The 26520-nt window shown below is 71.7% G+C and carries 25 protein-coding genes; 11 read left to right on the top strand and 14 right to left on the bottom strand.

Translation table 11 applies throughout. The annotated features are described in order from the left end of the window. Window positions 1–31 precede the first annotated feature (31 nt). Window positions 32–1339 (top strand): UDP-glucose dehydrogenase family protein, encoded by a 1308-nt coding sequence (locus CLV46_RS07035; protein ID WP_100364118.1) that lies wholly within the window; start codon window positions 32–34, stop codon window positions 1337–1339. Window positions 1340–1403: 64 nt separating this feature from the next. Here the strand turns inward: CLV46_RS07035 and CLV46_RS07030 are convergent, their stop codons facing one another. Beyond that, entirely contained in the window at window positions 1404–3158 is a 1755-nt protein-coding gene (locus CLV46_RS07030; protein ID WP_100364117.1) for a right-handed parallel beta-helix repeat-containing protein, read from the bottom strand. 130 nt (window positions 3159–3288) lie between these two features. After that, window positions 3289–3855, bottom strand: a complete 567-nt coding sequence (locus CLV46_RS07025) for a YdcF family protein (RefSeq protein ID WP_100364116.1) — start codon at window positions 3853–3855, stop codon at window positions 3289–3291. A 174-nt stretch (window positions 3856–4029) separates the two neighbouring features. Here CLV46_RS07025 and CLV46_RS07020 point away from each other — a divergent pair, with 174 nt between their 5' ends. Next, a complete protein-coding gene (locus tag CLV46_RS07020) occupies window positions 4030–4947 on the top strand; it encodes a hypothetical protein (RefSeq protein ID WP_157802258.1) in 918 nt (305 codons plus the stop codon). A 31-nt stretch (window positions 4948–4978) separates the two neighbouring features. Here CLV46_RS07020 and CLV46_RS07015 read toward each other — a convergent pair whose 3' ends face one another. From CLV46_RS07015 to CLV46_RS06985, 7 genes are read right to left on the bottom strand one after another with little or no spacing between them, the layout of a single operon-like run. Then, on the bottom strand, window positions 4979–5974 hold the full coding sequence (locus CLV46_RS07015; RefSeq protein ID WP_100364114.1) for a glycosyltransferase family 2 protein: 996 nt from the start codon (window positions 5972–5974) through the stop codon (window positions 4979–4981). Next, window positions 5967–7136, bottom strand: coding sequence for a glycosyltransferase (locus CLV46_RS07010; RefSeq protein WP_100364113.1), 1170 nt, complete (start codon window positions 7134–7136; stop codon window positions 5967–5969). Before CLV46_RS07010 ends, CLV46_RS07015 begins: the two co-directional genes overlap by 8 nt. Further along, on the bottom strand, window positions 7133–7639 hold the full coding sequence (locus CLV46_RS07005; RefSeq protein ID WP_100364112.1) for an acyltransferase: 507 nt from the start codon (window positions 7637–7639) through the stop codon (window positions 7133–7135). The genes CLV46_RS07010 and CLV46_RS07005 overlap by 4 nt, the downstream gene beginning before the upstream one ends. Beyond that, window positions 7639–8889: a polysaccharide pyruvyl transferase family protein gene (locus CLV46_RS07000; RefSeq protein ID WP_100364111.1), complete on the bottom strand. Its 1251-nt coding sequence runs from the start codon at window positions 8887–8889 to the stop codon at window positions 7639–7641. The genes CLV46_RS07005 and CLV46_RS07000 overlap by 1 nt, the downstream gene beginning before the upstream one ends. Further along, complete coding sequence (locus CLV46_RS06995) at window positions 8886–10403, bottom strand: lipopolysaccharide biosynthesis protein (RefSeq protein WP_157802257.1); 1518 nt, start codon at window positions 10401–10403, stop codon at window positions 8886–8888. Before CLV46_RS06995 ends, CLV46_RS07000 begins: the two co-directional genes overlap by 4 nt. Continuing rightward, the gene (locus tag CLV46_RS06990) at window positions 10390–11487 is read right to left on the bottom strand and encodes a glycosyltransferase (protein WP_211282161.1); all 1098 of its coding nucleotides are present in this window, start codon (window positions 11485–11487) and stop codon (window positions 10390–10392) included. The genes CLV46_RS06995 and CLV46_RS06990 overlap by 14 nt, the downstream gene beginning before the upstream one ends. Beyond that, a complete protein-coding gene (locus CLV46_RS06985) occupies window positions 11484–12905 on the bottom strand; it encodes an O-antigen ligase family protein (protein ID WP_100364109.1) in 1422 nt (473 codons plus the stop codon). The genes CLV46_RS06990 and CLV46_RS06985 overlap by 4 nt, the downstream gene beginning before the upstream one ends. Window positions 12906–13214: 309 nt before the next feature. On the opposite strand from CLV46_RS06985, the gene CLV46_RS06980 reads away from it, so the two are divergent. From CLV46_RS06980 to CLV46_RS06955, 6 genes are all read left to right on the top strand, one after another. After that, window positions 13215–14321 carry an acyltransferase family protein gene (locus CLV46_RS06980; protein WP_157802256.1) on the top strand — a complete coding sequence of 369 codons (1107 nt, stop codon included), beginning with the start codon at window positions 13215–13217 and terminating at the stop codon, window positions 14319–14321. After that, window positions 14318–15214 carry an alpha/beta hydrolase gene (locus CLV46_RS06975; protein WP_170028544.1) on the top strand — a complete coding sequence of 299 codons (897 nt, stop codon included), beginning with the start codon at window positions 14318–14320 and terminating at the stop codon, window positions 15212–15214. The genes CLV46_RS06980 and CLV46_RS06975 overlap by 4 nt, the downstream gene beginning before the upstream one ends. A gap of 146 nt (window positions 15215–15360) precedes the next feature. After that, window positions 15361–16752, top strand: coding sequence for a tyrosine-protein kinase domain-containing protein (locus tag CLV46_RS06970; RefSeq protein WP_100364106.1), 1392 nt, complete (start codon window positions 15361–15363; stop codon window positions 16750–16752). Between the two features lie 54 nt (window positions 16753–16806). Beyond that, window positions 16807–17787, top strand: coding sequence for a glycosyltransferase (locus tag CLV46_RS06965; protein ID WP_100364105.1), 981 nt, complete (start codon window positions 16807–16809; stop codon window positions 17785–17787). 8 nt (window positions 17788–17795) lie between these two features. Next, the gene (locus CLV46_RS06960) at window positions 17796–18884 is read left to right on the top strand and encodes a polysaccharide pyruvyl transferase family protein (RefSeq protein WP_100364104.1); all 1089 of its coding nucleotides are present in this window, start codon (window positions 17796–17798) and stop codon (window positions 18882–18884) included. Continuing rightward, window positions 18881–19897 (top strand): glycosyltransferase family 4 protein, encoded by a 1017-nt coding sequence (locus CLV46_RS06955; protein ID WP_100364103.1) that lies wholly within the window; start codon window positions 18881–18883, stop codon window positions 19895–19897. The genes CLV46_RS06960 and CLV46_RS06955 overlap by 4 nt, the downstream gene beginning before the upstream one ends. A gap of 4 nt (window positions 19898–19901) precedes the next feature. Here CLV46_RS06955 and CLV46_RS06950 read toward each other — a convergent pair whose 3' ends face one another. From CLV46_RS06950 to CLV46_RS06940, 3 genes are all read right to left on the bottom strand, one after another. After that, window positions 19902–20201 carry a hypothetical protein gene (locus tag CLV46_RS06950; RefSeq protein ID WP_100364102.1) on the bottom strand — a complete coding sequence of 100 codons (300 nt, stop codon included), beginning with the start codon at window positions 20199–20201 and terminating at the stop codon, window positions 19902–19904. Beyond that, window positions 20198–21337 (bottom strand): serine/threonine-protein kinase, encoded by a 1140-nt coding sequence (locus tag CLV46_RS06945; RefSeq protein WP_157802255.1) that lies wholly within the window; start codon window positions 21335–21337, stop codon window positions 20198–20200. The genes CLV46_RS06950 and CLV46_RS06945 overlap by 4 nt, the downstream gene beginning before the upstream one ends. Before the next feature lie 148 nt (window positions 21338–21485). Then, complete coding sequence (locus CLV46_RS06940) at window positions 21486–22913, bottom strand: phytoene desaturase family protein (protein ID WP_100364100.1); 1428 nt, start codon at window positions 22911–22913, stop codon at window positions 21486–21488. Between the two features lie 79 nt (window positions 22914–22992). Between CLV46_RS06940 and CLV46_RS06935 the strand changes: the two genes are divergently transcribed. The 3 genes from CLV46_RS06935 to CLV46_RS06925 are packed head-to-tail and all read left to right on the top strand — an operon-like array spanning window position 22993 to window position 24252. After that, window positions 22993–23214 (top strand): hypervirulence associated TUDOR domain-containing protein, encoded by a 222-nt coding sequence (locus CLV46_RS06935; RefSeq protein ID WP_100364099.1) that lies wholly within the window; start codon window positions 22993–22995, stop codon window positions 23212–23214. Window position 23215: 1 nt separating this feature from the next. Then, window positions 23216–23722 carry a metallophosphoesterase family protein gene (locus CLV46_RS06930; protein ID WP_100364098.1) on the top strand — a complete coding sequence of 169 codons (507 nt, stop codon included), beginning with the start codon at window positions 23216–23218 and terminating at the stop codon, window positions 23720–23722. Beyond that, window positions 23722–24252, top strand: coding sequence for a 2'-5' RNA ligase family protein (locus tag CLV46_RS06925; RefSeq protein WP_100364097.1), 531 nt, complete (start codon window positions 23722–23724; stop codon window positions 24250–24252). The genes CLV46_RS06930 and CLV46_RS06925 overlap by 1 nt, the downstream gene beginning before the upstream one ends. Here the strand turns inward: CLV46_RS06925 and CLV46_RS06920 are convergent. Together CLV46_RS06920 and CLV46_RS06915 are read right to left on the bottom strand one after the other, a co-directional pair. Then, a complete protein-coding gene (locus tag CLV46_RS06920; protein ID WP_100364096.1) occupies window positions 24237–24908 on the bottom strand; it encodes a DedA family protein in 672 nt (223 codons plus the stop codon). The two genes, CLV46_RS06925 and CLV46_RS06920, sit on opposite strands and share 16 nt — an antisense overlap. A gap of 41 nt (window positions 24909–24949) precedes the next feature. Further along, window positions 24950–26473 (bottom strand): DUF7059 domain-containing protein, encoded by a 1524-nt coding sequence (locus tag CLV46_RS06915; RefSeq protein ID WP_100364095.1) that lies wholly within the window; start codon window positions 26471–26473, stop codon window positions 24950–24952. Window positions 26474–26520: the final 47 nt, after the last annotated feature.

Here is a 26520-nt window from a genome sequence, read left to right as displayed (position 1 = left end):
TGCGCCCATCCTGAGCACAACGGAGGAACAAGTGCGCATTTCCGTCATCGGCTGCGGCTACCTGGGCGCGGTGCACGCCGCGAGCATGGCCGAACTCGGCCACGAGGTGGTCGGCATCGACGTCGACGAGGCGAAGATCGCCGCGCTGCAGGCGGCTCAGGCGCCGTTCTTCGAACCCGGCCTGCCCGAACTGCTCGAACGCTCGATGGCCAGCGGCCGCCTGCAGTTCACGACCGACATGTCCGCCGCGGCCGAGGCCGATGTGCACTTCATCGCCGTCGGCACGCCGCAGAAGAAGGGCGAGAACGCCGCCGATCTGCGGTACGTGAACGCCGCCGTCGACGGGCTGCTACCCTATCTCAAGGAGGGGTCGCTCGTCGCCGGCAAGTCGACCGTCCCCGTGGGCACCGCGCGAGCCCTGGCCGAGAAGGTCGAGGCATCCGGTGCGATGCTCGCCTGGAACCCCGAGTTCCTCCGCGAGGGCTTCGCCATCGAGGACACGCTCACGCCCGACCGCTTCGTGTACGGACTGTCGAAGGATGCGAGCGGCGAGACCGCTCGGGCGATGCTCGACGAGATCTACGGGAAGGCCCTCGCGACGGGCACCCCGCGCATCACCACCGACTACGAGACGGCCGAACTGGTCAAGGTCGCCGCCAACGCGTTCCTCGCGACGAAGATCTCGTTCATCAACGCGATGGCCGAGGTGTGCGAGGTCACCGGTGCGGACGTGACCCAGCTCGCGGATGCGATCGGTCACGACGCCCGCATCGGCCGCCGGTTCCTCAACGCCGGACTCGGCTTCGGCGGCGGTTGTCTGCCGAAGGACATCCGCGCGTTCATGGCCCGCGCCGGAGAGCTCGGCGCCGACCAGGCGCTGACCTTCCTGCGCGAGGTCGACTCGATCAACATGCGCCGTCGCGCCCGCGCCGTCGATCTCGCCCGCGAGGTCTGCGGCGGATCGCTCCTGGGCAAGAAGATCGCGGTGCTCGGCCTCGCGTTCAAGCCGGACAGCGACGACGTGCGCGACTCGCCGTCCCTCAACGTCGCGGCGCAGCTCGAGCTGCAGGGCGCCTCGGTGCTGTGCACCGACCCCGAGGCGATTCCGAACGCCCGCCGCCGGTTCCCCGAGCTCACCTACGTCGAGACCGTCGAGGAGGCCGTCTCGGGCGCCGACGCGATCATGGTGCTCACCGAGTGGAAGCAGTACCGGCAGCTCGACCCGTCGCAGCTCATCACCAAGGTGGGTACGCCCGCGGTCGTCGACGGTCGCAACTGCCTCGACCCGATCGAGTGGCGCGCCGCCGGCTGGCGCTACCGGGCGCTCGGCCGCCCCTGACCCCTGCTGCATCGACGAAGCCCCGCGCGGAATCCGCGCGGGGCTTCGTATCGATCACACGGGATCAGGGCATGCAGCTCACGTTCGAGTAGCCGAGCGCGGCGTCCTGCACGACGTTCGTGCACGCCACCCGGTTGCCGAGGTCGCCGCGACCGGCCGGCTGGTGCAGCCACGTGCCGTAGCCGGCGACGTCGATCGCCGTGTTGCGGGCGAACACGTTGCTCTCGCCCCAACCCACGACGCTCGCGTTGACGGCGTAGCCGTTGGCGGGGCTCTCGGAGCCGCGGTTGTCGGCGACGTACCAGCCGTTGCCCTTCACGAGCACCCACGCGTCCTCGACGCCGTCGGCACGGGCGTCGGTGAAGACGTTGCCCGCGACGATGCCGTCGCTCGTACCGGCCTTCGCCTCGATCGGCTCGGTGCCGATGCCCGAGAAGGTGTTGTTCATCACGCGGACGCGGTCGGTGCGGTCCGGCTGGCAGTTGTTGACCGAGCACCAGTTCTCGTCGGAGGTGCCCACGTAGACGCCCTCGCCGAAGCGCGGCTCGACCAGGCCCGTGTTGCGCACGGTGTTGTAGCTCACCTCGGCGTCGGTCGTCTGGTTGCGCAGGTGGATGGCCTCGTAGCCGATGTTCTGCACGGTCAGGTCGGAGACGACCACCCGCGAGCTCGAGATGATCGTGACGCCCTTGTGCGCGGTGTCGATGGCGAATCCGGTCAGGACGACATCGTGCACCCCGTTGACCATGATGCCGTGGTCGGCCGTGAGCGATCCGGTCGTGATGACCGACTGTGCGGAACCGCAGATCCAGATCGGGTCGGTGGCGCTGCCCGAGGCGTAGACCTTGAACCCGCCCTTCAGCCGGTAGGTGCCGGGCGCCATGTGGATGCTCGTGCCGGGTCCGGCCGCGGCGAGGGCGGCCTTGAACTCGGCCGAGGTGCGCACGACGACGGTCGCCGCGGGGCAGTTCGCCGCACGCGCGCCGACGGTCCCGGTCATCGGAGCCGACTTCACCTGCAGCTCGGGGCTGTGGTCGGACTCGGTGCCACTCGCGCGCACCGCGGTGATCGCGTAACGGTAGGTGCGGGCCGACTCGATGCCGATGTCCTCGTAGGTGGTCTGCGTCGCCGGCAGCTGGGCGATCGGTTCGAGCGTCTCCCCCGCAAGCGCGCGGTAGACGCGGTACGCGGCGAGATCGGAGACCGCGACCGGGCTCCAGCCGAGCGTGATCCCGCGCACGGCCACCGCATCCGCCCGCACCTCGGCGGGAGCCGGCACGGCGCGCAGGTTCGGCACCTCGAACGCGTCGACGAGCACGTTGCCGCCGGTCGAGGCCGGGTTGCGCTTGCCGGTCCATTCGATCCGGATGGTGTGCACCCCGTCACTGAGGTCGTTCTTCTCGAAGACGACCTTCTTGAAGACGTTGGACGGCGAGTAGCGGTCGACCCGCTCGACGAGCACGCCGTCGATGTAGACGTCGTTGATGCCCGAACTCGCGGTCGTGCGGCTGATCCACTTGATGCCCTGACCGCGGAAGGTCAGCGACACCGAGCCGGCGCCGTTGAGATAGTTGGAGGCCCGCGCGCTGTCGCTCGCGGAACTCATGACCCGCCAGCTGCCCTCGTAGACGAGCGCGGCGGAGGTCTCCTCGTAGTAGCCCGGCGTCACGACGGTCGGCTCGGCCGCCTCCACGGCGGCGGGCTGGAGGAGGGCGATGGACGAGATCGAACCGGCCGCGACGGCGACGACGGTGGCGGCGGCGATGGCCAGCCGACGACCGATGCGGTGGCGGTTCCTCGTGGACGAACGACGAAGCATGGACTTTTCCCCCCGGAAGTCTCAGTGAAAACGCCCGATCCCCCGACCGTGGCGCAGTTTCAGTGTAAGGAAGCCGGAGCGATTTGTCTTCCACCGTTTCCGGGGGGCACCCGCGCGGGGGTGAAGCGGCTCAGCAGTCCGTCGCGACGGTGAGCGCCTTGATGAAGGCACCGGTCTGATAGACGTAGTGCCAGACCCAGTCTTCGGGACGCAGCGGCGCCGGATCCACGATCACATCGAGCTCGTCGCCGGGGAAACACCGCTCCATGATGAGCCGGGTGCGCGTGACGTGCGGGGTGAACGTGATCACCGCGGCCGACTCCCACCCGTGCTCTCGGGCGAGTCGGGCGAGCGTCTGCGCTTCTCCTTGCGTCGTGAAGGGCTCGGAGTGCTCGCACAGCACGTCGAACTTGATCGGATCCTTCACGCACTTCGACCACCGGTGCGCGCTGCGCACCCCGTACTCCGGAACCGAGATCAGCAGGGTGTCGCTGATGCCCTCGTCGACGATCAGATGGCGGGCGAGCTCGAGTCGCGACGGGGTCGCCGGACCGATGACGTAGACGACGTCCACCTTGCGCGGCTCGTCCGACGTCGGGAACACGTAGAGAGGGAGTCCGGCGATGACGATGAGCGCGATCACCGAGACCAGTGCGGTGAGGGCGCGGAACATCCACCTGCCGCGCCGTCTCGCCATCCCGCCATCGTAGGGCGGTTTCGGAGCGTGTACCCCGCACGGGGGTCCCCCGCCACGTGAACGGCGTGTAAATCGTGGGGCGCCGCGGCATCCGCGGGAAACATGCGTCCCCTAGAGTGGGGTCACTGTTTCTGGGGGCTGTTCGCGCATTGCGCGGATTTTGGAGAGGGCATGATGCACGAGACCACTACGGGACGATCCCTGTCGCCGGCGGGACGCACCAGCCGACGCACGCTGCTCGCGTCGGCGGCCGCCGGAGCGTTCGCGCTCGGGCTGGGCGGCACGCAGACCGCGTGGGCCGCGACGCCGAACCCGATCCCGAAGCTGCCGGGCGAGGTGTCGCGACTCGCGAACCAGGTCTCGGCGGGCGGAACGCTCTACGACAACATCGAGGTGTCGATCGGAGGCGACCGGGCGCGCATCTTCGTGCCGCAGTCCGTGCGGCCGGGATCCAAGACGCTCGCCGGCGTCGTGTGGTTCTACCACGCGACCGGCAGCACGCACAGCTCGCTCAACAGCGCGTTCAAGTACCCGGCGGAGCTCGCGGTCGACAACGGCGCGATCAGCATCTGCCAGAACCTCGGTGGGTCGATCTACACGAACCCCAAGGCCGTGGAGGCCCAGGTCGCCGGCTGGAACTGGATCAAGAACCTGTTCACCATCCGCGCCAACTTCCTGCGCGCCAACTCCGGTGGCGGGGCGATGGCCTCGTTCACGCTCGGCAAGAAGCTCATGCCGTACATCTCGGGCCTCTACATGGCCAACTCGATCTACGACGTCGAGGAGCGCTACCGCGCCACACCCGACCGCATCGGCCCCGCGTACAACTGGGACGAAGCGCTCATGCGCGCCTACAACCCCGCGAACCTGCCGGGGAGCGCATGGACGGGCTCGCGCATCCGCGTCGTCGTCTCGGACTCGAGCCACCCCGACGTCGTGCTGCCGCAGGCGGCGCACGGTCTCGCGCTGATCCGTGACGCGAAGCCCACCGCGCTCGAGACGACGGTCCGCACGCACGCGCTCGGCCACCAGATCCCGGGCTGGGTCAACTCCGACATGATCTCGACCTTCGGCCGCTGGCTCGGGCGCTGACCCGCGAGGGCGTGCGCCCGGCCCGACCGGGTCAGGCGCGCGCCCGCCCGCGTGACATCGCGAAACGGTAGAGCGGCGGGGCGAATCGCCCCGCGCCGAGCAGGGCGAGCCGCTTCGGGTCGCGTCGCGCCGCGACGGCGCGCAGGCCGCGCAGGCTGATGCGGCGCCGGATCTGGCGCGCCAGTGCCCGCGCCGCGGCGTCGTCGTACGACTGCGAGGTCGCGTCCTTGAGGGCTGACAGCACGATGAACCGCTGCACGTAGTACTCGTAGTCGGTCGAGGCCAGGATGGCCGGGTCGAGGGCACCGGCGGCGTCGCGGACCGCGTCGCCGACGAGCACGAGCGACTCCGCCCGACGCGTGCCGGAGCGGATGATCGACCCCTCTCGCAGCAGGTACGAGTAGACGAGGTCCGGGATCACCGAGACCCCGCGCACGGCGGAGGCGAGCAGCTGGGCGACCATCGCCTGGTCCGAGTGCACGCGGGCGCGCGTGTAGATGATGTCGAGGGCCCGCTCACGGCGGAACAGCTTGTTCCAGAGGTGGCCGGTGAGTTCACCGCGCAGGAACGCCCGGAAGGCCGCCTCGGCGGTCAGCGGGCCGTTCAGCCGCGGGGACCCGACGGGCTTGTCGTCCTTGCCGTCGGGGAACACGTAGTGGGCTCCCGCGACCACGACGTCGGCGCCGGAGCGTCGCGCCTCCCCGAGCAGCGTCGCGACGGCGTCGTCGGCCCATCGGTCGTCGGCGTCGACGAACCACACGTACTCTCCCGTCGCCTCCCGCACCGCTCGCTCCCGGGCGGCCGCGACGCCCGCGTTCTGCGGTTGCCGGAAGTAGCGGACGAGCCCGGCGGCGGCGAGGGCGCGTCCGATCCGTTCGGTGTCGTCGCCCGACCCGTCGTCGACGACGACGATCTCGATGCGGGCGCCTTCCTGCCGCGCGAGCCGACGCACCGCATCGTCGAGGTACTCGGCGCCGTTGTAGACGGGCAGCACGACGCTGACGTCGGGCGCGGTGACCTCAGCCACGGCGGGCGGCGATCGTGCGCCTCAGCACGCGCTCGAGTGCGGCGCCGCTCCCGGCCGGCGAGAAGCGGTCGAGCCAGCGATCGATGCCCGTGAGCTCGAGCTCCGCCGCGCGTTCCACCGCGTCGGCGAGATCGGACGGCTCGGCGGTGAGCGCGAGTTCCCCCGTGATGCCGGGCACGATCGCGTCGGCGACGCCGAGTGCGCCCGAGACGGCGACCGACGGCACACCGGCGGCGGCGGCCTCCACGAGCACGTTGCCGAAGCCCTCACGATCCGACGGGAGCAGCACGACCGAGTTGGATCCGAAGTGCTCGAACCAGTTCTCGACCCAGCCCATCGGGCGGAACACCACACCGCGCTCCTCGGCGAGTTTCACGAGGTCGTCGAGCAGCGGTCCCCCGCCGAACGAGATGACCTCGGCCGGGATGCCTCGGGAGGCGAGTTCCGCCGCCGCGAGGATCGCCAGGTGCGGCCGCTTCTGCTTGACCAGCCGGCACGGCAGCACGAGCTGCACCCCCGCCGCGGTGCCCGGCACCCGGTCCACGCGCGTGCCCGGGGCGACCTTCGCGGTCGCGGGGTTCGGCACGACCGTGCAGCGCTCCCCGCTGACCCCGAAGCCGCTCACGAGCTCCCCCGCCACGGGGTGGGAGATCGCGATCACGTGGTCGGCGTGGCGGTAGAGCCGCTTGGCGGTGAAGATCTTCATCCGGTGCGACAGGTCCGCCCCGGCGAGCCCGAGCGAGACGAGGTTGCGCTCGCTGATGATCACGGGCGGCTTCGCCGCGCCCATGCCGCGGGCGGCGGCGAGCAGCACGAGGTTGGGGTGGGCCTGCAGCGCCACGGCCACATCCGGGTGCGCGGCCGTGAGGATGCGACGCAAGGCGGCGGTCTTCCGTGACTGTCCGCGCTGACCGGCGAGGGTGCGGGCCTCGACGCCGGCGGGCAGGAACTCGTCGGTCGGCTTGCCCGAGGTCGTGACGACGGTGACGCGGTGGCCTCGGGAGACGAGCCACGCCATCCAGGTGCGCGCGACGAATTCGGCGCCGCCGCCGTGCAGCGACGGCACGACGAAGAGCACGTGCAGCGGTCCGCCGCCGTCGCCTCCCGTGACAGCGGTGCGATCCTCCGCCAGTCCGGTCGATTCCATTCCCACTCCCGTCATTCCGCGTTCTCGAGCACCCGGATCAGCTTGGCCGGCACGCCGCCGTACACGCTGTCGGGTTCACAGTCCTTGGTGACCACGGCACCCGCCGCGATCACGGTGCCCCGGCCGATCGTGACGCCGCCGAGGATCGTCGCTCCCGCTCCGACCCACACCCCGTCCTCGATCGTGATCGGGGAACTGACGTTTCCGCCGCCCCACCGGTGGTCGCTCGTCCCGAGCTTGTGCGTCGTCGGCAGCAGTTGCACGCCGGGGCCGATCGCGACGCGCCGACCGAGGGTGACCGGGGCGTTCGACCCGATGACGACGCCGAGGTTGAGGAACGACCCGGCTCCCATCGAGAACTCGTCGACGCGGCCGATGAACCGCACGTACGGGTGCACCCGTGCGCTCGGGTCGAGTCGGGCGCCGAGTCGGCGGAGGATGCGGGCTCGCGTGCGCGGGGACCACACGCCCGAAGCGGCGATGACGTTGGCGAGTCGACCGCGGTATCGCGATGCCATCAGACCCGCCCCGCCGTCGTGACGGGCAGACCGTCGAGGTTCCGGCGGGCGAGGTCGACGAGGTGGGGCAGGTGCTCGGCGATGGCGGCGCGCGCCGGCGAATCGTCCGGGCGCACCTCGTCGATGAGATCCACGATGCGGGAGCCGAAGCCCGGAGTCGGCTCCACGGAGAGCTGCGGCACCCCGAGCAGCCGCATGAGCCCCTCGACCTTGCCCTGGGTGGAGAGCGTGACGGCGGGCTTGCCGTTCATCATCGCCATGATCGCGAGGTGCATCCGGCCGGTCACCACGAACGACGCGCCGGCGCACAGACCGCGCACCTCCGCCGGACGCAGCACGCGCTCCACGAGCGTGATGCCTCGCGAGCCGACGGCGCCGAGGAGGGCACGGCAGGCGTCGAGGTCGTCCGCGCCCGGGCGGATGACGTGCGGCAGCAGCACGATCGGGATGTCCTTCGCGCGCAGGTGCTCGATGACCCGGGCGTACTCGTCGAGCTGGCCGACCTTCTTGGCCACGAGTCCGCTGACGTTGACGATCGCGAACGGCTGCCCGGCGCCTGCGGGGAGCACCTCGTGCACGATGCCGGGTTGCACCGTGTGGGCGGCGAACACGATGTCCGCGACCTCCTGCACGTGCTGCACGTGGTCGCGCCGCGCGCGCTCCGCCGAGAGCGGGTCGCGCAGCAGCACCCGCACGCCGGCGCGGCTCGCGCGCACGAGTGCGCGGCGGGCCGCGGGCCGTGCGGCGCCGTTCCAGCTGAATCCGAGGATGCGCGAGTCGACGCCGGCGATCGCGGCGAGTTCCGCGACGTTCGAGCGGTTGACCGACCCGCGGGGGCTGTAGCGCCCGTCCATGATGTCGGCGCCGACGACCGTGAACGACACGGCATCGGTGAGCAGCGCGCGGAGGCGCACGATGTCGCGGCGATGGGCGGCGTCGACGCGGTAGAGCAGGGCGGGCAGCTCGACCACCTCGATGCGCTCCGCCTGCTCGGCGGGCACCACGAGGTCGGCGGCGCGACGCACGATCACGCGCACCGGGCCCGTGGTGTTCTCGAGGAACGCCTCGACGAGCGCCTGGTCGCCGATGTTGCCACCGCCGGGCGGCGCGACGAGCACGTGCACGCGACGGTCGGCGGTCGGCGCCGGAGCCGCGCGGAACGCGCGACGATCGGCGACGCCCGGTGCGCCGGTGTTCAGCCACCATTCCGCGGTGGTCTTCTTGGTGCGTCCGATGATGCGACGGATCATTCCGGGGAATCCTCTGGAGTCGGGGCCCCGCCGGAGCGCTCACGCCGCAGGTAGCGGCGCGCTCCGGCGATCGCCACGAGGTCGCGGCGGAATCGGGGCCAGATCAAGGCGATGAGGGCGACCGCGGCGACGAGCGCCGTGAACCCGACCGCGAGGCGCAGCACGAGTTCGTCCGGGTCGATGAAATAGGTGGACAGGTACGAGGCCGCGGTCGCCACCGAGTAGGCGATGAGGGCTCGCATGCCGTTCCAGAACATGGCGGCGACGGGGACGTCGGACACGCGGCCGATCCACCAGAGCCCGAGCGGCCAGAGCAGCAGCGACCCGAGCGCGTAGCCCGCGGCGACGCCGTTGACACCCCAGATCACGCCGACCACGACGAGGACGACCATGATCGGCCGGGAGACGAGCGCGTAGTGCAGGTTGGACCGCGTCAGGCCCTTGGCGAGGAACGCCCAATAGGTGGCGTATCCAGCCGTCTGGAAGAGTCCGGCGACGAGCAGGATCTGGAAGATCGGCACCGACGCGAGCCACTGGTCGCCGAGCGCGATCGCGATGATCGCGTACGCCTGCGCGCCGACGAACGCGAAGACGAAGCAGACGACGTTGAGCATGACCGACTGACCGAAGATGATGAACGACGCGAACCGGTCGCGATCCTCCTGCAGGCGGGAGAGGATCGGCAGCGCCACCCGCGTCGACGGCGCGTTGAGCTGGTTGAGCGGCAGCAGCATGAGCTGGAAGGCCCGGTTGTAGAGACCGAGCGGTCCCGCGCCGAGGGTCGCGCCGATCACCACGGAGTCGGCGTTGCGGCTCGCGTAGCCGAGCAGCTGAGCCCCCACGATGTTGGCGCCGAAGCCGAGGAACGGCTTCATCTCGACCCGACGGTAGATTCCCGCGGGGAACCAGTCCGTCACGATGACGAGGATCACGAGCTGCACGAGGTGGTGCACGACCTGCTGCGCGACGAGCGCCCAGTATCCGGCGCCGAGCGCCGCGAGCACGATGCCCGCGGCGAGGCCGATCAGCTGCGAGGCCACCTCGACGGAGGTCAGCCGCACGAACTGCAGCTTGCGGGTCAGGTCGGCCCGGAACTGCGTGATGATCCCGTTGAGCAGGAAGGTCGACGAGAGCGCGAGGCTCACGAGCACGAGCCGCTCGTCGTCGTAGAGCGCCGCGATGCCGCCGGATGCCGCGCACACGATGAGGGCGAGGGCGAGTCCGATGGAGGTGTTGATCCAGAACAGGTTGCTCTTCTGCTCGCGGGAGACACTCTTCGCCTGGATCGCCGCCGACGAGAGGCCGAAGTCGCGGAACACCTCGCCGACACCGATGATCGCCGTCACCATGGCGATGAGGCCGTAGTCCTTGGGGTCGAGCAAGCGCGCGAGCACGACGACTCCGGTGAGCTGGATCGCGATCCTCAGCAGTTGTCCGCCGAAGGTGGTGATCGCCCCACTCGCCCCGGCCGCCGCGAGCCCCCCGCGCGGTGGCGCCTGATCACCCACGGTCACGACGTCCCCGCAGCCGTTCGATGGCGCGCAGATAGGCGCGGTGGTGCAGCTCCCCCATGTGATCCCAGTCCCGACCCGACAGTCGCGGCCGGTCCTCCCGCGGCGTCGACCGCACGCGGTCGAGCGTCGCCTCGATGATCTCGGCGGTCAGCTCGCCCTCGTAGTCGTAGATCCAGCCCGGACCGACCTCGTCCTTGAGGGCGTCGTTCGACGGTGATGCCGAGACGAGCACGGGCCGGTCGAGCGAGAGGGCGACGAGGATCGAGCCGGAGTTGTGCATCTCGCGATAGGGCAGGATCACGAGTTCCGCGCGGCCGATCTCGTCCACCAGCTCGGCGTCGTCGACGTAGCGCAATTCGCTCGTGATGCGCGGGTCGGCGGCGCACGCGGCCTCCACGAGCTCCCGCTGCCCGACGCTCGGGCTGCCCACCACGCGCAGGCGCAGGTCGGGCCGGTCGAGCGTGCGGAACACGTCCATCAGGCGGGTCACGCCCTTGTAGGGGCGGATGATGCCGAAGTACAACAGCCGCCCGGGCTCGATCGAGGGCATCGGGTGCCCCGCGAAGCGTTCCCGGTAGTGGCCGTGCAGGATCGTGACGACGTCGCGACCGGGACCCAGGTCGGTCGTCGGGTTGAGCCGGATGAACAGGTCGGTCGCCCGGTCGTATCGACGCAGTGAGCGGCGTTCGGCCGCGCTGCCGGGCTCGTGCGGTTCGACGTTGTGCACGGTGCGCACGAGCGGGATGCGCTTCACGCGCAGACGCAGCAGCAGCAGGTCGAGGGCGCGGCGGCGCAGGAACCGGTGGGTGCGGCTGCGCCCGCGGATCGTGAGCTCCGGCCAGTGCACGTGGAAGACGTCGTAGTCGCCGGTGAGCACGCGCTTCCAGGTGAAGTAGCGGATGGTCGTCCCCGCGGTCGCGCCTTCGACGATCATGTCGACGTACTTCGTGCGCCCGTCCGGCGGCGCGAGCGAGTGGACCACCTCGACCGGCGGCAGGCGCTCGACCGGGGTGTCGGCGTACGACGGGGCGGTCGCGGCGATGACGTCGCGTGTTGACGAGGCGGTGGACTCCGTGGCGGTCACGAGCGGCTCAACAGTCTGCTCGGGCCGGGGGCGATCTCGAATCGTGTCTCCTGCGGTGAACGGGGGAACAGCGGTGGACGGTGCAGGCGCGGCGCCGGGGCGCCGTGCAGCGTGAGGATGAGGAGCAGGCCGAGCATGAGGTGCAGGGCCCGCACGGCGTCGATGGCGTTGAATCCCGTGATCGCGATGACGTATCCGGCCAACGCGGCGGCCGAGGCGACGTCGCCCCGGCGGGCGGCGGTCAGCAGCAGCAGCCCGATGAGGGCGAGGAAGAGGGCGAGCCCGGGGACGCCGACGCTGATGAGCAACTGGAACAGCGAGTTCTCGATCACGACGTCGTAGATCTCGCGACCGCTGATCCCCGAGGTCCCGGGTCCGGAGCCGAGCCATCCCGCGTTCGCCGCCGCCCGCATCGTCACCTCGGTGGCGATGTCGCGCGCCTGACTCGAGCGCACGGCGTCGAGGGAGTCCATCCGTGCGGTGAGGGCGGGGAAGTTCAGCACCCCGATGCCGCCCACGACGGCGAGGGCGGTGAGCTGCGCGACGCGTCGGCTCGGTCGGCGCGGGATCACGGTGAGGGCGAGCACGAGCGCGAGGCCCGCGCCGAGCGCGACGGCGAGGATCGCGCCGCGGGACACCGTCGCGACAACACCGACGGCGGCGACGAGCCCGGCGACGAGGTGCCAGGTGCGTCCGGAAGCGAGCCAGCTGCCGATCCCGAGCAGCGCCGCCGGGGTGAGGAAGGCCGCCGCGAACAGCGGATGCCCGAAGCTCACCTCCGCCCGGTACACCGACCAGTGCTGGCTGGATCCGTAGCCGAGGGCGTCGTAGAGCGTCCCCCACACCGGGGAGCCCTGCAGCACCACCTCGACGGCGGCGTACGCACCCGCGACGAGTCCGACGACGAGCCAGGTCGAGCGCAGCGTCCGGGCCTCTGCCCGCGCATCCGGCACGAGTAGGGGCAGGAGCATGCCGACGGTGAGGCTCGACAGCCACGAGAACCCGGTGTCGGAGTACTCGCTCCTCACGGCGGTGAGCAGCGACCAGGCGAGGAACGCCGCGGCGGCGATCCAGGTGCCGATGCGCAACGCGGGCGGGGTGGTGGGGGCGGGCAGACCCCCGGTCGGGGGGCTCTGGCCGAGGACGAGCCGCCGGAACACCCAGATCGCGAGGATGAGTGAGATCGGCGGGAGGGCGTTGAAGATCGACTCGCTCGGCACGAGCCGGTTCGGCACGACGGCGAAGGCGACGACGGCCGCGGCCGGCAGCCATCCGACCGGCAGCAGGAACATCGTCGCGGCGAAGACGGTGGCCGCCACGAGGGCGGCGAGGATCTCCCAGCCGCTGTCCGCGAGGAAGCGCACGGCCACCGCCGTCGCGCCGATGACGCCGATCGCGGCGAGCGGAACGAGCGTCAACGATGCTCTCGTCGGAATGCGCATGCATCACCTCGCCGCTTGTGGTTGGGAGGAGCCGTGACGACGGTGCTCGGACGTGAGCGGCGATCGTCGGAGCGAGTGTGAACTCCTCGCAGCATCGTTGCGGTCGACGGCTCGTGGCCGAGTATTGCATGACGCGGGCCGATCGGCAACGATGGCGCATAGCCATTCCCCAGCGTTAATACAAGTCCCCCGAACACGTCATACGGGGGAAACAATCCGCGGATACACTTCCGCGGAACCCCCTGACCCCCGGTCGCCCCCGGCGACGTGACCCTCGGAGGTGCCGTGGACCCGAACCGTCGCGCATCCTGGCTCGTACGACCCGACGTCGGCCACCGCGACTGGGTCGACTTCGCCAAGGGCCTGGCGATCGTGCTCGTGGCCTATTTCCACGCCGTGCTCATGCTGCGCACGGTCGAGGTCGACAGCGGCGGCGGGCGGCTCAAGGTGCTGCTCGAGATGTTCCCCATGCCGACGTTCTTCATCATCGCGGGGCTCTTCAGCGCACGCCTGCTCACCTGGACGCTCTCCGAGGCGTGGCGGCGCCGCATCCTGCTCTACCTGTACCTCTACGCCCTGTGGTCGGTCATCCGATTCGTCTTCTACTGGATCGTGCCCGGCGCGAGCGGAGAGGTCGGGGAGATCTCGGCGCAGAACCCGCTCGGGCTCGCGGCGATCCTCGTCTGGCCGAGCAGCAGCTACTGGTTCATCTATGCGCTCGCGATCTTCACCTTCGTGACGTGGGCGATCCGCAGGCTCCCGGTGTGGGTGCAGATCACCTCCGCCGCCGTGATCTCGAGCCTGTTCTCGTCGGGACTGATCAACACGACGAACGTCGGATGGAACCGGATCGGCGCCTACCTCGTGTTCTTCGTCGCCGGGGTGCACTTCTCGAAGTGGATCGTGCGGGCGGCCCCGAAGGCGCGCTGGTGGCACGTCGTCGCGTTCGGCGCCGGAGCCCTCGCGGTCGTCGCCCTCCTGCTGCTGCTGCGCGGCACCCACATCCCGGGCCTCGCCCTCATCGGGCAGGTGTGCGCCGTCGGCCTCGGCATCGCCGTCTCGGTGCAGCTCGTGCGGGTGCGCCCGCTCGCGTTCGTGAGCCACCTGGGGGCGAACAGCTACCAGATCTACCTCATCCACCTGTTCGTGATCGCGGCGTCCGTCGTGCTCGTCTCGCTCGTCGCGGGCGACCACACGCCCCGCATCGTGGCGCTGCTGCTGTCGGTGACGGTGGCCGCCGTCGCCATCTACCTGTCGCTCGTCATCGCGCGACTGACCCGGAGGTTCTCTTGGCTCTACGTGCTGCCGCGACGCCGCTCGCGCCGGCCGCGATCGACGTCGGGCGCTCCGGATCCGTCACCGGCAGCCAGCGAGACGCGGGCGGCCCCGTGACCCGTCGTCGGTCGGTCGTCGCGGCGGCGGCCCTCGTGGTCGTCGCGCTCTCCGGGTGCGCGTCCGGGGGCGACGCCTCGGACGGCGGAGGCTCCGCGTCGCGCGTCGAGCACCTCACCGCCGAGCCGTACCGCTCGATCGACGGGCAGGAGCTGCTCGCCGACGCGTGCCTGCCCGCCGAGGGCGAGCAGACGGACCGCCCCGCCATGGTGCTGCTGCACGGCGGAGGATTCGAAGAGGGCGGCCGCGACAAGGGCGGCATGCCCCGCCTGTGCGACGAGTTCGCCCAGCGCGGCATCGTCGGGGTGTCGATCGACTACCGCCTGCTGCCCGCCGCGTCGTACCCGGCGCAGGTCGAGGACGCGGCCGCCGCCGTCGCCTGGCTGCGCGAGCCGGCGCAGGTCGAACGCTACGGGCTGGATCCGGCGCGGATCGGCGTGCTCGGCAGCTCCGCGGGCGCGATCATCGCCCAGAGTCTCGGCACGGCGGGCGAGGGGTCCCTCGACGCCGGTTCGCGCGTGCGGCTCGTGGTGTCGCTGTCGGGGGCGTCGGACCTGACACCGGACGCGCTGGACAAGGGCGAGCCGAGCCCGGAGGCGCAGCAGGTCATCCAGGCCTACCTCGGTTGCCTCGGGGAGGACTACACCGCGTGCGGCAGCACCGACGCCGCCTCGCCGCAGACCCAGGTCGACGCGAGCGACGCGCCGATGCTGCTGATGAACGGCGATCGGGAACTCGTCCCCGTCGAACAGCTCGAAGGCATGGAGCAGGCGCTCCGGGCCGCCGGCGTCGACGTGCAGACGGTCGTCGAGCCCGGCGCGAAGCACGGAACGCAGCTCATGACGTCGTCGAACGTGCGCACGATGCTCGACTTCGTCGAGGAGCGATTGTGACCCGCGTCGAATGTTACGGGCACGTGAATGGCAGGGTTCGATCTCGGAACAATATGACGCCGCGGTAACGCGGACCGTCAGAGCACTGAATAATGGAGCGCGGTGCCCCTCGAATGAGGGACACCCGCGAAGCGTGAGGAGAATACGTGCAGTCGAGCGTCATCGGGCGGATGTTCCGCAAGTTCTGGGTGCTCATGGTCGCGCTCGCGATCGTGGGCCTCGGCGCCGCGGCACTCGTCTCCGCCATCATGACGCCGGTCTACACGTCGGAGACGAAGTTGTTCGTGTCCGTGCAGACCACCGCCGCGGCGACCCCGAGCGACCTGGTGCAGGGCAACAACTTCGCCGCGCAGAAGACCGCCGCCTACCTCGAGATCGTGCCGAGCGAACGCGTGCTCGGGCCCGTCATCGACCAGCTCGGCCTCGATGAGACGACCGCCGAACTCGCACAGCGGGTGAGCGCGACGACCGAGCCGCAGAGCGTGGTCATCACGATCGCCGCGAACGCCGACACCGCCACCGCGGCGGCCGACCTCGCCGAGGCGGTCTCCGACACGTTCTCCGAGGTCGTCACGAACGAACTCGAACTCCCCGTCGGCGGCGGCATCAGCCCCGTCCGCATCGAAGTGCTCGAGAGCGCGACGCTCGCCGAGGAGCCGTCCTCCCCCAACCTCCTGCTCAACCTCGCGCTCGGCGGATTCATCGGCCTCGTCGCCGGCGTCGTCGCCGCGCTCGTGCTCGTGCTGCTCGACAAGCGCGTGCGCGGCGCTCGCGAGGCCGAACAGATCAGCGGCCGCGCCGTGCTCGGCGGGCTGCAGGCCGACCGCATCTCCTCCCGCGGTCAGCTCGTCGTGTACGAGAACCCGGTCGGCGCCTCCGCGGAGGCGTACCGGGCGCTGCGCACCAACCTCGAGTTCGTGGCGCGCCACGGCAACAAGAAGGTGTTCCTCGTGACCTCGTCGCGCGAGGGCGAGGGCAAGACGACGACCGCGGCCAACCTCGCGCTCACGATGGCGCGCAACGGCTCCCGTGTCGTCGTGGTCGACGCCGACCTGCGCTCCCCCGGCATCGCGGCACGGCTGGGCGTGCCGTCCGCTCGCGGTCTGAGCGAGGTGCTCGCCGGCGCGCTCGACGCCGGGGACGCGCTGCTGCGGTCGCCGCACGACCAGGTGACCGTGCTGCCCGCGGGCGAGCGCCCGGACAACCCGGCCGAGCTCCTCGGCTCTGAGCGCATGTCCACGCTCATCGCCGCTCTCGCGGCCGCCTTCGACGTCGTCATCATCGACTCCCCCGCCGCGCTTCCGGTGACGGATGCGGCGGTGCTCAGCGGACAGGTCGACGGCACGATCGTCGTGGCCGCCGCCGGGCGCGTGAAGCAGAGCGAGCTCGCCTCGACCCTCGAGGTGCTCCGCAACATCCAGGCCCCCGTCGCCGGTGTCGTCGTCACGATGCTGCCGAGGCGCGGGCCGGACTCCCAGGTCTACGGAGCGGCCACGGCCGTTCGCTCCGACGAAACGGTCGCCACCCCTCACGGGTGACGACACGAACCAACAGGCGGGCACCGCGTACGCGGTGGGATAGGGGAAAACACCATGGCCGGATCGAGCGTGGCTGGGGCGCGCCGCAAGCTGCTCCTCGTGGCATCGACGGGCGGGCACCTCGCCCAACTGGTGCGACTGGCGCCCGGTCTCGGGGCCTCCGACGACTCCCTCTGGGTGACCTTCCGCTCCCCGCAGAGCGAATCGCTGCTCGCGGGCAAGCGCGTGCTGTACGTGCCGTATGTGCGCCCGCGCGACTTCGCCGGCGTGCTCAACACGTACCGCACGGTGAGCGCGCTGCTGAAGCGCGAGCGCTTCGCCCAGGCGGTGAGCACGGGCGCCGCCATCGCCCTCGCCGCGCTTCCCGCGGCGCGACGTCACGGCGTGCCGACCCTCTACATCGAGAGCATCTCGCGCGTGCAGGGTCCGTCGCTGTCCGGGCGGGTGCTCGCGGCGACGCGGTTCGCCGAACTGCGCACCCAGCACCCGAGCTGGGCCGGCGGCCGGTGGGGCACCCACCCCGCGGTGCTCGCGACCTACCGCCGCCGTGAGGTGAGCCGCACCGCGGAGCGACCGCGCCTGTTCGTGACCCTCGGCACGATCGAGGGGTACCGGTTCGACGCCATGATCGACGCCGTCCTGGCCACGGGCCTCGCGGACGAGCGCACCGTCTGGCAACTCGGCTTCTCGGCCGGTCGCACCGATCTGCCCGGCCAGGTGTACGAGCAGGTCTCCGCGGCGGAGTTCGAACGGTACGCGCGCGAAGCGGATGTCGTGGTCACTCACGCGGGTGTCGGCACCATCCTCGGTCTGCTCGAGATGGGCGTGCACCCCGTGGCGGTGGTGCGCCGCTCGGCGCGGAACGAGCACGTCGACGACCACCAGGCGCAGATCGCCGCTCTCATCGGGGAGCTGCGTGTCGGGTCCGGCGTCGAGGTCGACGATCTCGATGCCGACACCATCCGGGCCGCCGCGCGGTACCGCATCGACATCGACGGCACGTCCGAGGCGGCGCGCGTCTCGGCCGGCAACTGACAGGACCCATGACTCACGCGATCTTCGTGCCCGGAGTGGGCCAGTACGACAACATCGGCGACATCATCCTGCGCCGCCAGCTGCTCGACTGGCTGCGGCCGCTCGGCACCCTCCACGTCTACGTCGGCCCCGCCCCGGCCGGCTACACGGAGGGGCTGCGCCTGGCGCCCGACGACGTCGTGTACCGCTCCTTCGGCGCCTGGTATCGGGCGGGACTCGCGACCGCCGCGCGCGCTCGCACCTCGTACGTGTTCAAGCCGGGCGAGATCCAGCTGAGCCTCATCGGCATGAAGGAGCACGTCGGCATGCTGCCGCTGCTCTCGCTCGTGCGGGCGCGCGGCGGTGTCGTCGCCCGGGTGGGAGTCGGAGCGCGCAACAACGCGGCCGTGCCGCGCGCGCTCATGGCCCCGTCGATCGCCCTGTCGAACCTGACCGCCTGGCGCGACGGCGAGACCGCGGCCTACCTCGGCGGCCGGGTCATGCCCGATCTCGCCTTCGGCGAGGGCGAGGCGGTCATCGACGAGTCGCTCCCCCGCGACACGCTCGTCGTGTCGATGCGCAGCGATCGGGACGAACCCTCCGCGGCCTGGATCGCCGGCGTGCGCGACTTCGCCGACCGGCGGGCGTTACGGGTCGTCGCGGTCACGCAGGTGCTGCGCGACTCCGCACGATCCCGCGATCTCGCGGACCGGCTCGGCGGAGAGGTGCTCGACTGGGACGGCACCGACCACGCCGGGCAGGAGGAACGCCTCCGGGAGCTCTACCGGCGCTCCGCGGTCGCCGTGAGCGACCGCCTCCACGTACTGCTCGCCGCCTTCACCGAAGGCGCCGTGCCCGTCGCGCCGCTCGTGGACCGGTCGGGCAAGATCGCCCGGCACTTCGCCGCGGGCGGGGTGACCGACATCGCCTTCCCGACCGCGGGGATGGATGCCGCCGCGATCACCGAGCGCATCGCGACCGTGGCCGATCGACGCGCCGAGCTCTTCGCGGCGCTGCCGACGGCGCGCGCCGACCTCGCGGCCGTGCGCGGCGACCTGGAACGTGCGCTCGGTGGGACCCGCAGCGCCGAACCCGCCGAGGCGGTGCGGCAGGCGTGAACCGGCCGATCGCCTGGCACATCGGACGCCGGGGCGAGGTCGCGGGCGGGATGACGCAAGTCGTCAACGGCTACCTCGCGTGGTCGTTCGACCGGTTCGACGTGCGGGTGCTCGTCTCCCGCGACGGGAGCCACGGTCCCCGCGCCCTCGCGCTCTTCGCCCGCGCCGCCGCCCGGCTCGCGACGCTCGGCGGACGGCGGACGGATGTCATCGTCGCGCACCTCTCGCAGGGGGGCTCCTTCCTGCGCGAGGGGGTGCTGCTGCGCCTCGCCCGCGCGCGTGGATTCGCGACCGTCGCGCAATTGCACGGCAGCAGCTTCCGCGACTTCGCCGACCGTCGCCCCGACCTCGTGCGGCGGGTGCTCTCCGCCGCCTCCGTCGTGCTCACTCTGAGCGACGAATCCGCCGACGTCGCCCGCCGTTTCGTGCCGGCCGACCGCGTTGTCCTCCTTCCGAACGCGGTGCCGCACGGGGACGAGGCGCCCAAGGGCCGGACCGTCGTCTTCGGCGGCAGCGTGTCGCACCGCAAGGGCGTCGACGTGCTCGTGCGCGCCTGGCGTGCGGTCGGCGCGGGCAGCGGATGGCGGCTGCTCATCGCGGGACCGGTCGCCGACGAGGCCGTCGTCGACCGGGACCTCCCCGACGCGGAGTTCCTCGGGTCCGTGGAGCACGCCCACCTCATGCACCTGCTCGAGTCCTCGAGCGTCGCGGTGCTCCCCTCGCGCGACGAGGCGATGCCGATGTTCATCCTCGAGGCGCTCGCGCGCCGCAATTGCGTCATCGCGACCCGCGTCGGCGGCATCGCCTCGGTGCTCGACGAGGGCCGCGGCCTGCTCGTCGATCCCGGCGACGTCGAGCAGCTCGAGCAGGCGCTCCGCACGGCGCTGTTCGACGACCACGCGCGTGAGCGCATCGCCGCCGCCGGGGCCGCGTCGTTCGACGCGGAGTTCTCGGCCCGCGCCGTCTACCCGCGCGTCGAGCAGGTGTGGAGCGACGCGCTCGCCTCCCGCTGAGGCGTCAGCCCAGAGCCGACCGGAGGTCGTCGATCGCGGCGCGGATCTCGTCCGCCTCCGCCGCACTGAGCGTGCCGCGGGCGGAGGAGAACCCGACGAGCTGCTCGAGGTCCTCGAGGGATTCCGCCGCCTCCGCGGTGTCGCCCTCGGCGATCTGCGTGCTCACCGTGTAGACGCGTTCCTGCAGCGACAGCACGGTGAGACCCCGGTCGTCGGAACCGGTGGGCGCGGAGCATCCGGCCAGCGCCCCGATGACGAGCGCCGCCGCTGTGCCCGTCAGGGCACGGCGCGCGAACGCCCTCATCGCAACTCCACCGCGTCCTGCAGGCGCTGCAACGGGGTGGCGAGGTCGCCGGAGACGGCGGGGTACTGCACCACCGTCGAGGCGTCCGCGCCGCCGCCGACGGTGCCGCTGATCCAGGAGGCGCCGATGACGGCGCCGAGCAGGGCGAGCAGCCCGACGCCCGCGAGCATCCGCACATCGAGGGAACGCCGGGCGCCGCGACGCGGTCGGCGCGGCGCCTCGTCGTCCGCGCGGCCGGCGGGTCGAGCATCCGCCTCCGGCACGATCGGGTGCGGCTGGGTGGCGTCGAGCGAGACGGCACTCAGGTCCAGTTCCGCGGTGCCGCGCAGCGACTTGGCGACCGAGGCGGCGCTCGGGCGGTCCTCGGGGTTCCGCGCGGTCATCCGTCCGATCAGCACACGCCACTCGGCCGGGAGGTCGGCCGGGATGTCGGGGTCGGAGACGAGACGCGCGGCGACGGACTCGATCGCGGTGCCGGGGAAGGACTTCACGCCCGTGAGCGCCTCGAGCAGCACGAGGCCGAGCGAGTACACGTCGCTCGCCCCGCTGACCTGACCGGTGGAGGTCTGCTCCGGGCTCAGGTAGCTCGCCGTGCCGATGACCGTGCCCGCCGAGGTGATGCGGTTGCCGCCGGCGAACTGGGCGATGCCGAAGTCGGTGAGTTTCGCGACCCGACGCAGCCCCTGGCCGCCCTCGGCGATGAGGATGTTGGCGGGCTTCACGTCGCGGTGCACGATCTGGTGCGCGTGCACGTAGGCGAGCGCCTCGGCGATCTGCGAACCGAGGTCGGCCACCTCGTGCAGTTCGAGCGGCTCCCCCACGAGACGCGATTCGAGCGTGGAGTCCTCGATGAGCTCCATGACCAGGTAGCGCCGCACCTCGTCGTCGAACATGTGGGTGCCCGCGTCGAAGACGCTGACGAGTCCCGGGTGGTTCAGTGAGGCGAGCAGCCGGATCTCGTGCTCCTGCCGCAGCACCTCCTCGGCCGTCGCGGCTTCGCGCCGGAAGACCTTGACGGCGACCTCCCGCCCGAGGCTCTCGTCCGTCGCCTGGTACACCGAGCCCATCCCACCGGACCCCAGCGGGGTGTGGATGCGGTACCGCCCCCCGAGGAGGTGGTTGACGCGATGGGGCACGGGGACGACCTTCCTGACGACGCACGGCCGAGAGCGGAAAGGAACCGGAAGGCGAGACGGGCGCGCCTCACGGTGCTCACATCGTATCTACGGGACCAAGGTCCCACCACATGACGCGCAGGGGCTTGCGCGCGACCGATCGGTGCTTCTACAATCCGCCGAACTCGCGTCGCAGGGCCGCGCGCGCGGCGTGCCATCCGGCCAGCCCGTGCACGCCCGGTCCCGGAGCCGTCGACGAGGAGCACAGGTACACACCGTCGACCGGCGTGCGCCACGGGTCGGAAGCGGCCACCGGCCGGGCGAGCAGCTGCGCGAGCGAGACGTCGCCCGCGGCGATGTCTCCGCCGACGTAGTTCGGGTTCTCGCGTTCCAGATCGGCGGCGGTGCGACTCGAGGTGGCGAGCACCAGGTCGCGGAACCCGGGCGCGAACCGCTCGATCTGCGCCGTGACCGCGTCCTCCCGGTCGACGGTCGATCCGGCCGGCACGTGCGTATAGGCCCACAGCGTGTGCCTACCCTCGGGGGCTCGGGTCCGGTCGAACAGAGTGGGCTGCGAGACGAGCACGTAAGGAGACTCGGGGTGCCGGCCGCGGAACACCTCCCGCTCCGACGCGGCGATCTCCGCGCGGGAACCGCCGAGGTGCACGGTGGCCGTGCGGTCCACGCCGGCGGCCGCCCACGGCACCGGACCGGAGAGGGCGTAGTCGACCTTGGCGACGCCGTTGCCGTAGCGGAAGCGCCGGTACGGCGCGGCCGCCGCCGGGCTGAGACGGTCCCCGGCGAGGCGCACGAAAGCACGCGGCGACAGGTCGAGCAGGGTCACGCGCGACGGCGGCAGCTCCTCGAGGGTGCTCACCTCGTGGTCGAGCACCAGTTCACCACCACGCGCGAGCAGCTCCCCCAGGAGCGCGTCGGCGATCGCCTGACTGCCCCCGACCGGCACGGGCCACCCCTCCGCGTGGGCGTGCACGCCGAGCACGAGACCCGCCGCAGCGGGGGCGAGGTTCGGCAGCGGGCGGATGGTGTGCGCGAAGACCCCGGTGAGCAGCGCCGGAGCCACCTCGTCGCGCCACCTCGCGTTCCACCACGGTCCGCCCTGCTCGAGCGCGCGGAGCCCGAACCGCACGGCCGTAACCGGATGACGCGGCACCCGCAGTACGGGACCGCCGACGAACTCCGTCATTCCGCGCACGGCGCGGACGAGCGGGGCGAAGAGGTTCCGCCACGCGGCGCCGTCGACTCCGAGGACGTCGGCCGCACGGTCGAGGTCGCGGTAGGCGAGGCCGGCCCGCGCGCCGTCGAGGGGGTGTGCGTACGACACCTCGGGCGTCACGAATTCGACCCGGTCGCGGATGCCGAGCCTGCGGAAGAACGGTGACGCGAACGCCATGGGATGCACGGCCGAGCCCCAGTCATGGCGGAACCCCGGCAGGGTCAGCTCGAGGGTGCGTGTGCCGCCACCGGCCGTCGACGCGCGCTCGTACACCCGCACGTGAAGACCGCGGCGGGCGAGCGTCACCGCGGCGGCGAGACCGTTCGGTCCCGCCCCGACGACGACCGCATCCGGAGTGCTCATCGCCGCCAGTATGGCAGCACGCCGTGCGGGGCTGACGGAGGCTCAGCACGCTGCCAGGGCCGCTGGCTAGCGTGCCGCCATGAGCGCATCCTCCACCCCCTCGGTCGGCGACCACGTCAGCTGGAAGACGCCGCAGGGACGCACCCGCGGCCGCGTCGTCGACAAGCGCACGTCGGACTTCACCTTCGACGGACAGCAGTTCCGGGCCTCCGACGACGACCCCGCGTTCATCGTCGAGTCGGACAAGTCCGGCAAGCAGGCCGCGCACAAGGCGTCGGCGCTCAACGTGCTCAAGGACTGAGGTGGCGGCGCGCATCGTCGTCGTCGCGGACACGCACGTCCCGGCGCGAGCGAAACGGCTGCCCGACGCGGTGTGGCACGACATCGAGGCCGCCGATCTCGTCGTCCACGCGGGCGACTGGGTGGTGCCCGAACTGCTCGACGAGTTCGAGCGACGGTCCCGCCGCTTCGTCGGGGTGTGGGGCAACAACGACGGCGAGGCGCTGCGATCCCGGCTGCCGGAGGTGGCGCACGTGGAACTCGAGGGCCTGCGGATGGGTGTCGTGCACATCACCGGGGACGCGAAGGGTCGTGAGCAGCGCTGCGACCGCGACCATCCGGGACTGGATGTGTTGTTCTTCGGCCACAGCCACATCCCGTGGGACACCGTCACCCCGGCCGGCATGCGGCTGCTCAATCCGGGATCGCCCACCGACCGCCGGCGCCAGCCGTTCTGCAGCTACCTCGTCGTCGATGCGCACGACGGGGAGCTCACCGAGGTGCGGCTCGTGCGGCTGCCCAGGTCCTGATGCAGAGCGTCGAACTGCTGCTCGACGCGGACGCGGACGAGGCCGTGCGCGAGGAGTGGCGCGAGCTGGATGAGGCGGGGCTGCCGAGCCTCGCCCGGCACACCGGCGCGTCGAATCGACCGCACATCACGCTGCTCGTGGCTCCCGAGGGTGCGGAGACCCGGATCGCCTCGCTCCGCGACGCCGCCGCGCTGCTGCCCGTGCCCGTGACGCTCGGTGGACTCCTGCTCTTCCCCTCGCGGCACGGGGCGGTGCTCGCCCGCGCCGTGGTCGTCACGGCGGCGCTGCTCACCGTGCACCGCGCGGTGCACGACGCCGTCGGCCGCGCGGTGACCGCGCTGCCGGTGAGCGTTCCGGACGCCTGGACCCCTCACGTGACGCTGGCCCGTCGGCTCACCCCCGCTCAGGTGGCCGTCGCCCTCGAGGTGCTCGAGGCCCCGGTGCTGGCGGCGACGGCGACGGAGTCGCGGCTCTGGGATTCGGCGACCCGCCTCGTGCATCCGCTCGGGCCGGGTCAGCCGTCACGCTGAGCCCGCACGCGTCGCACCCGCCGCACGATGAGCCAGACGAGCACGCCGGCGATCGCCGCGTAGACGACGTAGTCGAGCACGCCCGAGTACTGCTCGATGAGCTCGTACTGCGACCCGAGGGCCGCCCCCAGCCCGACGAGGAGTCCGTTCCAGACGAGCGTGCCGGCGACGGTGAAGATCGTGAAGGTGACCAGCGGCATCCGGGTGCTTCCGGCGGGGAGCGAGATGAGGCTGCGCACGCCGGGGATGAGACGCCCGAAGAACACCGCGCTGCGACCGTGCCGGTGCAGCCACCCGGCCGCCTTCTCGAAGTCCTCCCGGTCGACGAGCGGGAGCTTCGACAGCAGGCGCACACTGCGCTCCTCACCGACGACGCGGCCGAGCCAGTACAGCAGCAGAGCGCCGATGAAGCCGCCGAGGGTCGCGGTGACGAGCACGAGCACGAAGTTCATGCGGCCCTGACTGGCGAGGAATCCCGCGAGCGGCAGGATCACCTCGCTCGGGATGGGCGGGAACACCGTCTCGATGAACGTGAGCAGCCCGACCCCCCACTCGCTGAGCGCCTCCATGACCTGTGTCGCGAGACCGAGGATGCCGGAGAGCTCCTGCCCTTGGCTCGATGAGGCGGACACGGCGAGCAGTTCCGTCAGACGCATGCTGCCAGCCTAGGAAGACGTCGGCGCGCCGGCGTCCCCCCTCAGGCGTATCCCGGGTCATCCGGGAGCAGCAGCATCCCGTCGGCGACGAGCTCCCTCACCTGCGGCAGCAGTTCCGCCCGCAGCGCGGCCGCATCCGCGTCGAGGAGGTCGGCGAGAGCGGCGACGATCGCCGCGGCGGTGAGTTCGCCGTCGCACGCGCCGACGAGGGCCGCGAGCGCGGTGCCGGCGTCGCGTTCGCGGGCGAAGCCGCTGCCCTGACGCAGGCGGATGACCGTCGGGTCCGAGTCCCCCGGCCAGTAGTGGCGCTCCTCCGTCACGTCGGGAGCGCGGCGCAGGCGCAGGGCGAGCAGCGCGTCGTCGTCGAGAGCGGCGAGGGTGTCCATCGTGAGGAGGGACGCGGCCAGATGCGCTCCGAGCGCACCGCCGACGGGGCCGTGCAGCCGTTCGGTACGCACCGGCCGGGGCCGCCCGGCGGGGCGCCGCAGCAGCAGGTACCCGAATCCGATCCGCTGCACACCGCGCCGCGTGAAGTCGTCGAGCCAGGCGTCGAGCAGGTCGTCGAACGCCGGGTCGCCGGGCCGGGTGCCCCCGTCGCGGATCCAGGTCTCCGCGTACTGCTCCGCGCTCTGAACCTCGCGTTCCACGATCCAGGCGTCGAGTCCGGCCCGCTGCGCCCACCCTGCCGCGCGCTGCAGTCCGTCCTCACCGGCGCGGTACTCCCAGTTGCCGAGCAGCTGGGCGGTCCCCCCGGGCGTCAGCACGTCTGCGGCTCCCCGCACGACCGACTCGATGAGGGCGTCGCCGACCAGTCCCCCGTCGCGATACTCGTACGTCGGCACGCCCGCGCGGCGCGGGGTGATGACGAACGGCGGATTGCTCACGATCCGGTCGACCCGCTCCCCCTCGAGCGGCGCGAAACGGTCGCCCCGGCGCACCTCGATGCCGTCGACGGCGTTGAGCGCGGCGTTGAATCGCGCGAACGCGAGGGCGCGTTCCGACACGTCCGTCGCGATGACGCGGCGTGAGAACCGGGCGGCGTGCAGAGCCTGGATGCCGCACCCGGTGCCGAGGTCGAGGGTCGTGTCGACCGGGGTCGGCATCATGATCGAGGCGAGCGTCGTGGAGGCGCCGCCGATCCCGAGCACGTGGTCCTCGCGGAGCGCACCCCCGACGGCGAGTTCGCCGAGGTCGCTCGCGATCCACCACCGGCCGGCGCCCTGGGCATCCACGAACTCGTAGGGACGCAGGTCCACGAGCGGCGATCCCTCCTCGTCGACGAGGCCCAGCCGGAACGCGCCCGCGGCCCGCAGCCGCGGCAGCGCGGCGTCGAGCTCATCCGGGGTCACGCCCATCCCGAGCAGGAAGGCGCGGCACAGGGTGGCCAGCGGAGAGGCGGGGAGGGCGTCGAGCGCGCGTCGAGCCGCGGTGCGATGTCCCCGACCGAGCGCGGCGTCCGCGCCCTCGCCCCAGAGCTGCCGCACGGCGTCGACGGTGAATCGCGCCTCGTGGAGATCCCCGCGCAGGGCGTCGATGGAAGCGGGGTCGGGACGCGGGCCGGTCATCCCTCCATTCAAGCGCGGATGCGGTGCGGAACCGCCCCGAGGGCTCG

The organism is Diaminobutyricimonas aerilata (assembly GCF_002797715.1).
GTDB lineage: Bacteria > Actinomycetota > Actinomycetes > Actinomycetales > Microbacteriaceae > Diaminobutyricimonas > Diaminobutyricimonas aerilata.
Note: the sequence above shows the minus strand (reverse complement) of the source record. Positions and strands in the feature narration are given on the sequence as shown.

Bases quoted from the DNA above. Each gene is read 5' to 3' on its own strand.
- CLV46_RS07030 (WP_100364117.1), bottom strand. From the start codon at position 3,158: ATGCTTCGTCGTTCGTCCACGAGGAACCGCCACCGCATCGGTCGTCGG.
- CLV46_RS07025 (WP_100364116.1), bottom strand. From the start codon at position 3,855: ATGGCGAGACGGCGCGGCAGGTGGATGTTCCGCGCCCTCACCGCACTG.
- CLV46_RS07020 (WP_157802258.1), top strand. From the start codon at position 4,030: ATGCACGAGACCACTACGGGACGATCCCTGTCGCCGGCGGGACGCACC.
- CLV46_RS07010 (WP_100364113.1), bottom strand. From the start codon at position 7,136: ATGACGGGAGTGGGAATGGAATCGACCGGACTGGCGGAGGATCGCACC.
- CLV46_RS07005 (WP_100364112.1), bottom strand. From the start codon at position 7,639: ATGGCATCGCGATACCGCGGTCGACTCGCCAACGTCATCGCCGCTTCG.
- CLV46_RS07000 (WP_100364111.1), bottom strand. From the start codon at position 8,889: ATGATCCGTCGCATCATCGGACGCACCAAGAAGACCACCGCGGAATGG.
- CLV46_RS06965 (WP_100364105.1), top strand. From the start codon at position 16,807: ATGGCCGGATCGAGCGTGGCTGGGGCGCGCCGCAAGCTGCTCCTCGTG.
- CLV46_RS06960 (WP_100364104.1), top strand. From the start codon at position 17,796: ATGACTCACGCGATCTTCGTGCCCGGAGTGGGCCAGTACGACAACATC.
- CLV46_RS06950 (WP_100364102.1), bottom strand. From the start codon at position 20,201: ATGAGGGCGTTCGCGCGCCGTGCCCTGACGGGCACAGCGGCGGCGCTC.
- CLV46_RS06940 (WP_100364100.1), bottom strand. From the start codon at position 22,913: ATGAGCACTCCGGATGCGGTCGTCGTCGGGGCGGGACCGAACGGTCTC.
- CLV46_RS06935 (WP_100364099.1), top strand. From the start codon at position 22,993: ATGAGCGCATCCTCCACCCCCTCGGTCGGCGACCACGTCAGCTGGAAG.
- CLV46_RS06925 (WP_100364097.1), top strand. From the start codon at position 23,722: ATGCAGAGCGTCGAACTGCTGCTCGACGCGGACGCGGACGAGGCCGTG.
- CLV46_RS06920 (WP_100364096.1), bottom strand. From the start codon at position 24,908: ATGCGTCTGACGGAACTGCTCGCCGTGTCCGCCTCATCGAGCCAAGGG.
- CLV46_RS06915 (WP_100364095.1), bottom strand. From the start codon at position 26,473: ATGACCGGCCCGCGTCCCGACCCCGCTTCCATCGACGCCCTGCGCGGG.